This window comes from Methylocystis sp., assembly GCF_046349115.1.
Lineage (GTDB): Bacteria > Pseudomonadota > Alphaproteobacteria > Rhizobiales > Beijerinckiaceae > Methylocystis.
The window spans coordinates 654,922-667,425 of sequence record NZ_JAXMCX010000001.1 but is presented as its reverse complement, the minus strand read 5'-3'; the positions used below and the strand labels follow the sequence as shown (position 1 = coordinate 667,425).

13 protein-coding genes are annotated in these 12,504 nt (G+C 57.3%); 1 reads left to right on the top strand and 12 read right to left on the bottom strand.

The genetic code is table 11. The features are described from left to right. Positions 1–16: 16 nt before the first annotated feature. The 11 genes from U1E20_RS03075 to U1E20_RS03025 form a co-directional block, all read right to left on the bottom strand. The gene (locus U1E20_RS03075; RefSeq protein ID WP_409979113.1) at positions 17–733 is read right to left on the bottom strand and encodes an SDR family oxidoreductase; all 717 of its coding nucleotides are present in this window, start codon (positions 731–733) and stop codon (positions 17–19) included. 17 nt (positions 734–750) lie between these two features. After that, positions 751–1,380 (bottom strand): antibiotic biosynthesis monooxygenase family protein, encoded by a 630-nt coding sequence (locus U1E20_RS03070; RefSeq protein WP_409979112.1) that lies wholly within the window; start codon positions 1,378–1,380, stop codon positions 751–753. Between the two features lie 28 nt (positions 1,381–1,408). Continuing rightward, positions 1,409–2,050, bottom strand: coding sequence for an antibiotic biosynthesis monooxygenase family protein (locus tag U1E20_RS03065; protein ID WP_409979111.1), 642 nt, complete (start codon positions 2,048–2,050; stop codon positions 1,409–1,411). Beyond that, on the bottom strand, positions 2,019–2,690 hold the full coding sequence (locus tag U1E20_RS03060) for an antibiotic biosynthesis monooxygenase family protein (RefSeq protein ID WP_409979110.1): 672 nt from the start codon (positions 2,688–2,690) through the stop codon (positions 2,019–2,021). The genes U1E20_RS03065 and U1E20_RS03060 overlap by 32 nt, the downstream gene beginning before the upstream one ends. Position 2,691: 1 nt before the next feature. Continuing rightward, a complete protein-coding gene (locus U1E20_RS03055; protein WP_409979109.1) occupies positions 2,692–3,309 on the bottom strand; it encodes an antibiotic biosynthesis monooxygenase family protein in 618 nt (205 codons plus the stop codon). 70 nt (positions 3,310–3,379) lie between these two features. After that, complete coding sequence (locus U1E20_RS03050; protein WP_409979108.1) at positions 3,380–3,679, bottom strand: acyl carrier protein; 300 nt, start codon at positions 3,677–3,679, stop codon at positions 3,380–3,382. A 2-nt stretch (positions 3,680–3,681) separates the two neighbouring features. Beyond that, positions 3,682–4,863, bottom strand: a complete 1,182-nt coding sequence (locus U1E20_RS03045) for a beta-ketoacyl synthase N-terminal-like domain-containing protein (protein WP_409979107.1) — start codon at positions 4,861–4,863, stop codon at positions 3,682–3,684. Then, a complete protein-coding gene (locus U1E20_RS03040) occupies positions 4,860–6,176 on the bottom strand; it encodes a beta-ketoacyl-[acyl-carrier-protein] synthase family protein (protein WP_409979106.1) in 1,317 nt (438 codons plus the stop codon). Before U1E20_RS03040 ends, U1E20_RS03045 begins: the two co-directional genes overlap by 4 nt. Positions 6,177–6,189: 13 nt before the next feature. Continuing rightward, a complete protein-coding gene (locus U1E20_RS03035) occupies positions 6,190–6,975 on the bottom strand; it encodes an SDR family NAD(P)-dependent oxidoreductase (protein ID WP_409979105.1) in 786 nt (261 codons plus the stop codon). A 1-nt stretch (position 6,976) separates the two neighbouring features. After that, positions 6,977–7,894, bottom strand: a complete 918-nt coding sequence (locus U1E20_RS03030) for an aromatase/cyclase (protein ID WP_409979104.1) — start codon at positions 7,892–7,894, stop codon at positions 6,977–6,979. A gap of 103 nt (positions 7,895–7,997) precedes the next feature. Beyond that, entirely contained in the window at positions 7,998–8,489 is a 492-nt protein-coding gene (locus U1E20_RS03025) for a hypothetical protein (protein ID WP_409979103.1), read from the bottom strand. A gap of 327 nt (positions 8,490–8,816) precedes the next feature. On the opposite strand from U1E20_RS03025, the gene U1E20_RS03020 reads away from it, so the two are divergent. Further along, a complete protein-coding gene (locus U1E20_RS03020) occupies positions 8,817–9,320 on the top strand; it encodes a MarR family winged helix-turn-helix transcriptional regulator (RefSeq protein ID WP_409979102.1) in 504 nt (167 codons plus the stop codon). A gap of 231 nt (positions 9,321–9,551) precedes the next feature. Here U1E20_RS03020 and U1E20_RS03015 read toward each other — a convergent pair whose 3' ends face one another. Further along, positions 9,552–12,425 (bottom strand): discoidin domain-containing protein, encoded by a 2,874-nt coding sequence (locus U1E20_RS03015; protein WP_409979101.1) that lies wholly within the window; start codon positions 12,423–12,425, stop codon positions 9,552–9,554. Positions 12,426–12,504 lie beyond the last annotated feature (79 nt).

Below are 12,504 nucleotides of genomic sequence, written 5' to 3'. Positions count from 1 at the left end.
CCAGCGCCCAGAACAATCAGCGTAGGCCGTTCCGTTCGATCACGGTCCTGCACTTGATCGTCATTTGATCGACGATGGCGCAGTCTGAAAGCGAGAGAACAAATTCTACGGCCTTGCCGATGTCGCTCGGCGCAATCATCTGATTGCTCAACAGCCCCGATCCGACGCTCATATCGGTGTCGACGATGTCAGGGCAAAGCGTTGTGACCTTGACGCCCTCGGAGATAAGCTCCTGCGCGAGCGACTGACCATAACCGACCACTGCGAATTTGCTCGCCGCATATCCACCGATCGGGGCGAACCCCTCCACGCCCGCGATGGACGAGATATTGAAGATATGCGCGCAATTCGATTGCTTAAGCGCGTCAAGACAAACGCGACATATGTTGTGCATCGCCTTGACGTTGACCATCAGCAGATCGTCCATCTCATTTATTGCCATTCCGCTCGTGCCAAAATGAAAAACCCCGGCCGAGTTTACGAGAACGTCGAGGCGTCCCATCGCTGCTATTTCCTTTGAAATTGCGGTCGCGACGTCGTCAAATGCGCGCAGATCCACCGCGACAAGGCTCACATCAACGCCGTGCCGCTTTGTGAGCGATTGCGCGGCCTCCCGAAGACGCTCGAGATTCCGCGCCACCAGGATCAGCCGGTAGCCCCTTGACGCGAGCGACTCGGCGATCTCCCGGCCAATTCCTCGACTGGCGCCGGTGACGAGCGCAACATTGCTCATTTTCTGTTCCTCTCGTCTCATTGCGCTGCGACCGAATAAACGTCGGAACCTTCAACCTCGCCTACAAGCGCACATATCGATGGATGCAGCTTGTAATTTTCCGATCGTTCGCGATGGCGATCATAAGCCTTGTCGTTAAGCGCTTGCATGAAATGCTCCGCGCTCTGCCATTGTGCAATGTTGATCAATCCATAGCGAAATGAGTCGCCTTGAGCCCGAAATAGTCGCGCATTTAAGAATCCGGGTTTTGCGACCATATGATCCTTGGCCTTATCCCACATGTCGAGAACACCCGGGATTTCCTCCTCGCCAATTTCAAACGGATTAACGAGCCAGCGTTGTTTGCCCTCGAGCGCCGTCAATGCGCCGAGTTCGATCACTAGGCGACAAACTTCGCGCTCGACGCCGCGCGGCTCGACAGGCACCGGAGCCGCCTTGTCATCGATGAATCTTTGTGCATCGTCGCGCGTCTTAAACGCATACAGGCTCAAGAGATCGTAATGCGTGTCGCGAATGGCCTGTTCAACGCTAAACAACTGACCTTGAACGAAGCCTGGCCACTTCGAAAATTCCTCAGCGCTCTCCTCCCAAAAATCGATGTATTCATCGCATTCCCGGGTTTTGATGATTTCGATGACATATTCCATTGCCGTTACTCCTCTTCACATCGCTGATTTAGGAGGTCGCGAACTCTGGACTGGTCGCCGTCGCAGAAACCCGGCTGAGATAGAGCGAAAAGTTCTCCTTGAAATCCGAGATAATTTCCATGAACTCCGGAGTGTTTAGCGCTTCGTAGAATTTTTGGGTCGACTGCCAGACCGCGATATTGACGAATTTCACTGGGTTTTGTTCATCAAACACACGATAGAGATTAGCGTCGACAAATCCGCTCTTGTCTTTCATGAAGCTTCTCGCGTCGCCCCACATCCTCGCATATGAATCGGTCCGTTCCGGATCGACATAGATAAGATCCACCAGAGTCATCATCTCGGGCGTCGCCCGACGCACATCGTGTCCTTGCCCTTGATCCAAATCCGCATGGACCGCCGTAAACGTCGCGGGAAAGTCTTTCAAGACTTTCGAGATAAAGTGGTCTGCTTTCGCTGCGAGGCGCGCGCGCTGCCAATCTTCATTCGACTCCCACTGACAAAAGCTCGTGTAGCGATACGGCTTCACGGGATGGATGGTCTCGAAGGCTTTGAGAAGCTGACCGGCAATGAAACCTGGCCGTTTGGAGAAATACCCACAAACCTGCGTCCATACAGCCTTCGTCTTTATTGGCTCTTCAGTCTCGATAAGGTCGATAACGTTGATCATTGTTCTTCTCCGCATTTTGGATCGACGGTGCATATTGCATGACGTTTTGCTCCACGCGCACAACAACGCGTGAGAAGCAAATTGAAAACATCGATTCGAAGGGCGCGACGATTTCCCTGAAGTTGCGGCCTGCGAATTGACGCATGAACAGATCCTCGCTGCGCCACTCCGCACGGCTCACGAATATATATTCGGAGGCGGACTCGATCGCTTCGAAAAAGCGCGCATTGATAAAGCCTTCTTTGCCTTCCATATGCTGCTTGGACTGCTCCCACATTTCCGCGTGCTGGGCGCTCGATGCGCGATCGATGCGATATGGATTCGTGACAATCAGATTGCCCGGATCCGATGCGCTCAGATCGCCGCCGGAGTTGATCAGCGAATATAGATTGGGCGCGCTGTTTCCTTCCTTACGAATGAGGGTCTCGCATGGACTGATCGCGGATGCGCGACTGGAGGCATCGTCCCAATCGACGATGCTGACGAAATCATACCCTCGCTGGTTGATTTGCTTGTAGACTTGGTGAAGCGTGGCGCAGCCAAATCCACTTTCCTGCGTCGCTTCGCGGGCGTTTACGCACCACGCGGCGATGTCATCGTGACTCTTCTCGGACCGCCAGATGTCGATTTCGAAAATCATATCAATTGGTCTCCAGCTCAAACGTCCGACGAAGTCGCGAGACAAACGCACGGTCTTGGACCGTCCGCGCAAGCTTCCGACTGACCATTATCTCGCTTCGATGATCGAAGCCCCCCGCGATGCGCGTCTTGAATGTCGCAGAGGAAAAGGCGGCTTCGAATGTCGCCATGCTCAACCAATGGGCAATATTAATGAAGCGGAGCGGTGCTGCGGCATCACAATTCTTGAGGAGTCGAAATCCGAGAAATCCGCTCCGCGCTTTAAGAAACGTTGACGCCCCGTCAAATTGTTTGAGGAAACGTTCCGACTCCCGCTCCTCCATTTCGCATGTCGTGATAAAAAATATCGATCCGGAATTGGCGGGCGAACCGATGCATACGCGTCGAACCTGACGATATAAATGCCTACCGGCGGTCGGATCCGCGCCTTCGGCTGTTTTGCCCGGAGCGCCGATCTCTATGGCGACGTATCTGCTCGATCCATATTTTCCACGGTCGAACTCGAACGAATCGTCGCGAAGAAAAAGGAGACCGCGAGGGAGGCGATCGGCGTCCGCCGGTCCAGCCGTCGAAGTCCGGTCAGCCTGAATCTCCTCGGTGAAGCGGATCGTGACATACATTTTTCACTCGCTTCGCTCGATTTCTGAAAAGTGTGTGACGCCGATGGCTCTCCCGTCACACTGAATACGATCAGGCGTTTGCGAGCGCCGGGGTCGGGAAGGATGCTCGGCGGCCGAATAGGTCGCCGACCGCGTCCGCAATGTCATTGGGGGTCTTGAGCTGGCCAAAGCGAATTTGCTTGAGGTCCAGGCCGAGGCGACGTTCGAGATCTACGGCGACGCAAACGAGTTCCGTCGAATCTAGCCCATATTCCGCCTCGAGCTGCGACTCAACATGAACATCAGCTCCCTCGTTTCCAAGGTACTGAACGATTGTTTCGATCACGATCTTGCAGAGCACGTCATGACTCAAGTGCATGTTCGATACCATGGCTAGGCCTCCATCCTTGAGACTACAAGACTCCCAACCGCCCCTCCGGAGGCGCGGGCATTGATGAGAATTCGTTCGAGGCGCGCGTCCACGAGCTCACGCACCACCTGCGAGGGCTTGAGGGGCGGTCCAACTTCTTCGACAATGGTCGGAAGTATTTGCTGTCTCTCCAACATCAGACTGGATAGCGCGACATCAAGAGCTCCTTCTGCTCCGAAAAGATGCTTGAGGCGCGCCTTTGGAAAGGTGATTTTCACATCTTCGAAAACTTCAGAAATCGCGTCGGCCTCCGCCTTGTCGCAGTCGCTGAACCCGCAGGCGTCCGGAAGCGCCAAATCCGGCGCCGCGCCATTGCAAACGCCTTTCATCGATCGAATGAATGGGATGGGATCGGCGCCATATGCATCCGCGTCGCATGGCGCGTTTCGGATAACGAAGTCTTCGACGCTACAGTAGATTTTCGCTCCGCGCGCACGCGCATGCGTTTCGCTTTCCATAACGAAAAAGACCGCACCTTCGGAAGCGGCAAAACCGTCGCGCCCGGGCGCGAAGGGCGAGAAGTTATCATCATCGTCGTCTCGATGCCGTTTCAGACGACGGAGTGCAGCCTTAACGAAATCCGTATTGGTGCTTTCCGTGCCGCCCCCGATTGCGATATCGAGATTTCCCTGTTTTACTTGTTGCGCTCCTGCAGAAATGCTCAGCAGGCTGCTGGCTCGATCGGCCATGAAGGTTTTGCTGTAGCCTTTAAGGCCATAATGTATCGATATCTGTCCTTGAGGCGCCGCCGGAAACCAACTCGTCGCCTGGAAAGGACTCACGCTTCGCGGACCGTCGCAGTGCAGATTGCGCAGCTCGGTCTCCGTGAATCTCCAGCCGCCGAAGCAATTTCCCACGAAGACTCCGCAGCGTTCCTTATCGGCGTCGTTCAAAGCCAGCTTTGCATCCTCGATCGCAAAATGCGTGGCTGCGAGCGCGTAGCGGGTAAACGCGTCAAGTTTTTTCGATAGGCGAGGCGAAATGCAGCCCTCGAACAATTCTTCGGAAACAAACGTCCGACAGGCCTTTCCGTCGCCCGTTGCGCCGCCTTCGTCCTGGCCGAGGCAATCGGTCCACAATTTATCCGATGAGCGCGTATTTGGCAGCACCACGCCAATGCCCGTAATCACGCAAATATTTTTCATGCCGCCCTCCCAGGCGCGCGGTCGCGCAATTTTCCCAGCACAATGGCGCTATGAATTCCCGAAAAGCCGCTTGCGTCTTTAAGGATGAAATCGATCTTCGCGTCGCACGCGCCTTCCGTCGCGTAGGTCAGATCGCAGTGAGGATCAGGATGTTCGTAATTGATCGTCGGTGGAATTTTCTGGTGAATGAGCGACAGCACGGCGCATACGAGCTCCACCGCATTGGCCGCGGACAATGCGTGGCCAATGATCGATTTGATCGACGTGATCGGAATTTCATAGGCTCGCCGACCAAGAGTGTGCTTGACGGCGTTGGACTCATTAACGTCGTTCTGCGGCGTAGAGCTTCCATGCGCATTGACATGGTCGATCGCCTCCGGCTGCAACCGAGCGTCGGACAACGCCTGTTTCATCGCGCGATGCAGATCGATGCCTTCTGGCGCGAGGTCCGTCATATGATAGGCGTTACAGGTCGATCCGAAGCCCAAGACTTCGGCAAGCACCGTGGCCCCGCGAGCGTTGGCGTGTTCGAGCGATTCAAGGACGAAAATGCCGCAGCCCTCGCCCAGGACGAAGCCCGAACGGGACCGATCATAAGGGCGCGACGCCTTTTCGGGCTGGTCATTCCGGTCGCTCGCAAGAGCGCCGATAATGTCGAACGCCGCAAATGCGATCGGCGTGATTGGCGCCTCGGTAGCGCCGGCGATCATAATTTTGGATTGTCCAGAACGAATGAGGTCGACGGCCTGTCCGAGTGCGTCGAGGCCCGCCGTGCACCCCGTCGCCAAAGTCAAAACCGGACCGCGGGCCCCATATCGCTTGGCGACTTCCGCCGAAGCGACATGAAAGCTCGCGCCGAGAAACAGGTGGGGACTGGCCTGCGAGGAATCGAGACTATTGGCTCCCTTATTCGTTAGGCGGAGAAACTCCTCCTCCATGAATTTTGTGCCGGCGATGGCGGTCGCAATACATACGCCCATGTTGTCTGGGTCGTAGTCTCCATTGTCGAGTCCAGAATTCCGCACCGCCTCTTCAGCCGCCGCTAGCGCGAACAGCGCGTAGCGATCGAGAGATTCCTTCTGGCTTTCGGAAATGTCGAACGTGTCGGGATCGAAGTCCCGCACCACGCCGGCGATTTGGGACGCGAAGCGCGAAACGTCGAATTCGTTAATTCGAACGACTCCACTTTTGCCCCGAACGCAGTTTTTCCAAAACGCGTCGACGCCGACTCCATTGGGAGAAATGACGCCCATCCCCGTGATCACGACGCGCTCAGCGTCTGATCTTGCCGCCGCATCTACTGCTTTCATCATCGTAGAAATCCCCTCAGTAGTTACCGAGACCACCGCAAACATTCATTGCCTGCGCGGTCACGCCGCGCGCTTTATCCGACGCAAGATACGAGACCATCGCCGCCACTTCCTCGGGCTCGATATAACGGCCGATTGGCACCCGCGCTTCGATGCGCCTTTTTGCCGCCTCGGGCGAAACGTCCCATAATTTTGCGTAATTCCCACGCACCTTCGCGGCCATTTCAGTTTCCACAAAACCAGGGCACACAGCGTTTACGGTGATGTCCGCCTTGTCCCAGGCGAGTTCGAGACCCAGAGCTTTTGTGAAGCCGACCACGCCGTGCTTAGACGCGCTGTATGGCGCGCCATGCGACACGCCTTGCTTGCCGCCCGTGCTAGCCACATTGATAATGCTACCGCCGCTCTTTAGCGTTCCGGATTTGAGCGCCGCGCGGGTGACGAAGAAAACCGAGTTGAGATTGGTGTTGATGACGTCGAGCCAGAGTTCGTCGGTGAGGGATTTTGTAACCCCGCCGCCTGACCTTCCGGCGCAATTTACAAGGACGCTGATCTCACCGAAATCCGCCTTGATCCGCGAGATCAGCTCCTCGACTTCCTTCGGCTCCGTGACGTCGCAGGCGAGCGCGACGACCTTCTGGCTGGAATTTAGACGTTGTTGCTCAAGCTCGACGACGGCGCCTTTAAGGCGGGCGAGCGTGCGACCAACGAGAATGGCGTTAAAACCATCGGCGACGAGCCGCTCGGCGATAGCCTTGCCGATTCCGCTACCGCCTCCGGTAATCAATGCATTGCGATTCATCTCAACGCCCTTCCAGTTTTTCGGCGATCGCGCGCATCGTGCCGAGGCTGTTGGCGTTGATCGCCATCTCAACTTTTTGCTTCGCCTCGTCGACCGAACAGCTTTTCCAATGCGTCTCATTCAGCACGACGGAGTGCCAGGAGGTCACTTCGACGCCGGCTTCGGTTTCACGTAGCATCCAACGCCCTTGATGCTCCTTGAGCGGCGGCGGAGGCGCGGGTTGGAAGTATTCGATGAGATTTGGACGAAGCGTCCTGATGCTTCTGATGCGCTCTTCGATATCGCCGACGCGAACGCGCATGATGAATTCCTGATTTTGCGGATCTTCGTAAATCATCTCGACGCCCTCGCAATGCGGGAGCAACCAGGGCCAGTTCGCGGCGTCTCGAAGCAACTGAAAAATCGCGCCGGGCGAGTGCTTGATCAGCATGGCCTCGCTGAATTCGTGAGACCACAAGGATCGCTCCAGCTCTTTTTTGATGGCGGCCAGCTCTTTCGCGCTGTTGTTCTCGACAGTCTCCACCATGAAGGCCATCGCTTCGCTATGCGTCGAGATATTCGGCACGCGATGAGCGACATCGTCCACGACTTCAAATTCATGCGACAGATTGATGATGCATGTCGGTCCAGCCTGGTCGACGGACCATTCGCCTTTCATGTATTTCACCAGCGGAGACGGGCGCGCCTGCGCAAATCCAATACGACGCCTTTCCCTGTCGATCTGACGAACCGATTGCCAGCTGAAAATCTGGTCGTTCGCCTTCGCTGTAAGCGCAATCGTCTGCTGCTTATCCGATTCGGCGACAATTTTGGCGTCGAGGCATGGCGGAAAAATCCAGGGCCAGCTCGCGACATCGACACACATGGCGAACGCAACGTCCGCGCCGCATTGAACTTCGACCGCGTGGTTGGTCTTCATGAAACTCTCCAAACGTGCATGGCTGGGCCGTTCGGCGCCTTTAAAAGACGACGGTTCGCTTTTTCTACCGGATATTCGAACGTAGGCGGGATATTCGAAAGAGTTAGCGAAGGCCGCCGGCCGCTTCCATCTCGACTCGGGGTCGCTCGCGTTCTCGGCGCAAAGTCAGGCCGTCTCGCATGTTCATAACCAGCAGGGTCAGGTTGGTTAGACCAGCGGCGATTTCCACGCCTTGGACAATATAAAAGGTGAGTCCGAAATCGCCTGCGATGGCCCATGCCTTCAAGAAGAAGGCGCAAGGGATCAAGATCAAGATTCCGTTCGCGGCGATGACGCGCATACGCATCATCTTCTTTTGCAGACGCGCCGCCGCGCCGACATCCCCATTATAGAACTTGGCGAGACGTCCGCCTAAAGCTCCGGTCGAAGCCAAGGAGGGAACAAGAAGGGCGAGTCCAGGGAAAACGATGAGCGTTTTTACTTCAGAGATAAGGCTGGCCGATCCGCTCAACTCGGCATAGAGCGTCGCTGAAATGAAGCTGGCGATCAGCGCAATTGCGATTGCGCCAAGCGTCGCATGTGCAAATTGTTTCATCTGAATGATCCTCCGATTTGTTTGCGATGTCGTTCTCCACAACGAGGCTCAAGGACCGACGCGATAACGGTTTTTGTAACTCCTTGCAGCCACAACCAGCGTGTTGGCAACCTGTTACCGAACTGGAAAATGGTTGTCAATAGGAGATTCAGTTTTCGATGACGCGGCCCTTTATCGGTGATAGGATTTTTGTGCTGATGGCAGGAACCCAGCGCATTCGGCGGCGCTTTTTTGGTTTTTTTGGCTATGCGCTATGCTTCACCTTCCGAAGACGAGAATCGCGGCCTCGTCGAAGGAACAACGTCCACAAATCAGGAGGCGGGGTTAATGGCCGCCCACACAAAGACAAAGGCTGATATGTTGACCGAAATCATGCTTGCCATCTTTCGCGTAAATGGACGTCTACTCGAAAAGGGTGACGAATTGGTCGCGCCGCTGCACATCACCAGCTCACGATGGCAGTTGCTCGGCGCCATCGCGCTTAGCGGTCGCTTATTGACAGCGCCTCAAATCGGCGAGGCGATGGGACTGACTCGTCAAGCGGTGCAGAAGCAACTGAATAAGATGATCGATGAGGGACTTGTCGAGCAAAGTCCAAATCCGCGACATGAGCGCTCGCCGCTCTACAGCCTGACGCCACTCGGCAACAGGACTTTTCGTCGGGCAATGCAGCTTGAGGGGCTTTGGTCGGAACGTATTGTGACCGGCCTCAGCAAGGAAGCCTTGCAGTGCACCTTACGCACGCTGAATGACGTTTTCTTAAAGCTGGACGCGCCCGTGCCTTCGTCAAAAGATCTTGCGCGCAGGGCGGTTAAGTCGAGGCTAGGTTGAGCGAGCGATCTCTCTTGTGGCGCGTCTATCGTCAGCGCGGCATCCGAGATTGCCGCGCCGGAGCACGCGCGGCATTGAGAGAAATCCCCGCGTTCGAACGCGACATTTAGCCGACTCACAAATCCGCGCTCTAGAAGGGGTCAGCGCAAAAGCTTCGCGAAATCATACGCTATGGGCGATTGAACGAATATGTCGCCAAGCAGAAATCCGGGCGCGCTCCAGTGAATATATTCAATAGTCGATTACCATCCTGCTGAAGCACGCCGCAGAGATCACATCGCCGTCGATGTCGCACAGCCTCCCATCAGCCAGAGCGCGCCGAACGGCGGGATAGCGTATCGTGACGCGGTCTGGCGGCGAACCGACGACGAGCAGTTCGATTGTCACGGTGAAATTCGCCCGGCTCGCCGCAAGGTCGATGAGGCCGAAGCGCGTGGGCAACTTTTGCAGCCTTATGCCTTCTCCTTCCCACCACGCGTCAGGAACGGCGCGCAACAGTTCGAGAGTGGCGCCATTCTCTCGGACCAACATCCTTCGAATGGCCGCAACGAATTCGGCCCCAACCCAGGTGTGGGGCATATCGCCGATATATCGCGGCGTCCGAGGCGGGCTCCACACGACTTCCGCCCAATGGCGCCAGTTTGTCGGCCTCCGGCAATCGAGCGCGAGGGCGAGCAGGTCAAAAGCGTCTTCGAATCTGCCCTGCGATACGAAGGCGTTGAGGTCGCGAATGGCGTAGGGCACGAAGCTGCCCTCGAAATCCGGCGCGCTGATCGATTTGATACGAGCCGCGCTGAAGTCGTAGGTCGCTTGCAGGAGCTCGTGAGGAAGCACATCCTCGACGCGGCAGGGCTCGAAGGCGATCGAGGTCGACGTCGGATCAATGTCGCCGCGGTCGGCCGAGCCTGTGATGAGGCCTTTGCCCAGAAGCTCAGCGGTCATGCGAAGCGAACGGGCGAAATTTGCGGCGAACGCCTGCCCCCTTGCCTTGGCGCGCGCCGCGGTCTCCTTCTCGCCCGCTTCGTTCGCCAGATATTCGCAGTCGCGCCAAGCGCTCAAGGCGAAGTAATCGTCCCAATAGCTGTAAGTCGGCTCGGCATAGCCCTCATGACTGATCGAGCGCGGCAGGAGCCCGTGAAATCGGGATTCCGGCCCATGCAGCGCATTGGTTCGAGCACACAGCTCATCGATGAAAAAGGTCGCTCGGACCACGGGTTCGATAATCGCGGCGAGGAAGTCGCGATCCTTCGATATCCGATATGCTTCCGCCGCGATGCCGACAAATTCGCCCTGGGCGTCGAATTCGATTCCGCTTCCATAACCATGGTTGAGCGCGCCGTCTTCGTCGAGGATCGGCGGAACCATGCCGTTCGCGCAAATTCGTTTCGAATACCAGAGGACAAAAGCCTTCGCTTCATCGATCAATCCGGCCCAGAGCAAGGCGAGCGCCTGGGCGGAGCCGTCGCGTATCCAGACCCGGTCGTAATTTCGCGGACCGGGCTTGAAAGCGAATCGTGACGCGTTGACGAGGATCAGCGCGGTTTGCGCTTCGAGCGTCTCGGTCACCTCCTGATCGCCGACGGCGATTCTCCTGGGGCCAATCCTTCTCCTCCAGCCGTCGGCGACGCTGTCGCGGATGGCGGAGAACGCCACGCCGGCGTCGGGCGTGACGCCTTCATGAAGCGGCGCGGCGACAATGACAGCGTCGCTCGCCCCAGGCGCCAGTGAAAAAGCGAATTCCAAGGCGGCGCTGAGAAGGCCCGACTCAGAGCTCAGGCTTCGGTCCGACGCTTTCGCGCCGTTTTCGATGAGCCTTACGACGTCGCCGTCGTCGAATTCAGCGACGGTCACGACGTCAGGGTCGCGCGAAAACGCGGCATGGACAAAATCATTGACCCGCACTTCCCGCCCCTCGACGCGAATGGCGTCGATGAGCGTGTGACCGCCATGTTGCCAATAGGGATTGATCTGAACCGGCCGCACCGCCAGCACGAGCGCGCCGTCGCGATGCGCGCCGCTGCGATTGAAGATCCGATACTCGACCAGCGCTTGGCCGGCACAGGCGAGCGCCGTCGCCCGAACTTCCATGTCCTGCGTAGACCAAACGACGCTCGGGATCGGCAGCGAGCCGCCTTCGAGAGAGCAGCGGATTTCTTCGCTCGCGGGCGCGCCGATGAGTTTTGCCCCTATGCGAAGCAGGGGCATGATTTGGGCCGAACCGCGTCTTGGTTCGAGATTGCCAAATTCGTCGAAAAGCGCTTCTTCCGTTTGCTCGAATTCTCCCAGCACGGTCCAATAGACTTGGCGTCCGAGCAGCGACTGCGGGTAGAGATCGCCGCGTCCCGCGCGCGCCGCCCTCTCTAATTGGCCGATTGGCATTCGATCCCTGTCGAGGATGCGGAGTTTGAGCTCATTGACGATGGCGCCGTCAGGCGCGCTCGCCGCATGCACGGTCAGGCGCATGTAGCGGCTGGCCGCGTTAGGCCACCAGAAACTGTCGCTTTGGCCTTCTCCGGTCGAGATGCGGCCGAGCTCACGAAACTCTTGGCCGTCGTCGGAGAGATAGGCGGAGAAGTCCGTTCCGTACGTTTCCCCCCATTCCACCAGCGTCCCCGCCACCGATCGGACATAGCCGAGATCGACGGTGATGCTTTCGCCCACCGCGAGTCTGACCGGCGCATGGCCGAGCGCCGCAATCCGTCCCGCCTCCAGCGTCGAAACCGCGTCCGCGGGACCATAGAGGTTGATTTCCACGATCTCGGGACCTGGCCGACGCTCGGGGTTTTCGCAGCTCCAGCGCACGAAGCGGGCCTGCGCCGGCGGGAAGCCGAAAACCTCCTGTCCGCCCTCGCCGTGCCGGGTGGCGCAAAGATGCGTCCAGGTCTCGCCGTCCGTCGAGCCCGTGAATTCATATTCGTGCGCTGACCGATGACCCCAGTAGATTTCCAAGCCGCCGAGCGTGGCGACCACGTCGAGATCGATTTCTAGCCAGGGCTTTTCCGAGGGATCCGAGACCCAAATCGTGGCGTAGCGATCGTCGATCGCATGTCTCGGAATATCGCTGCTGGCGCTTGCTTTCCACATCGCTTTCCGCGGAACGTTCATGGCTCTCCTTTGGAAGGCTGCGGACTTCTGCGATAACGCACAGGCTTCGATATATAGTTGGTTCTTTGGGCCGCCACGA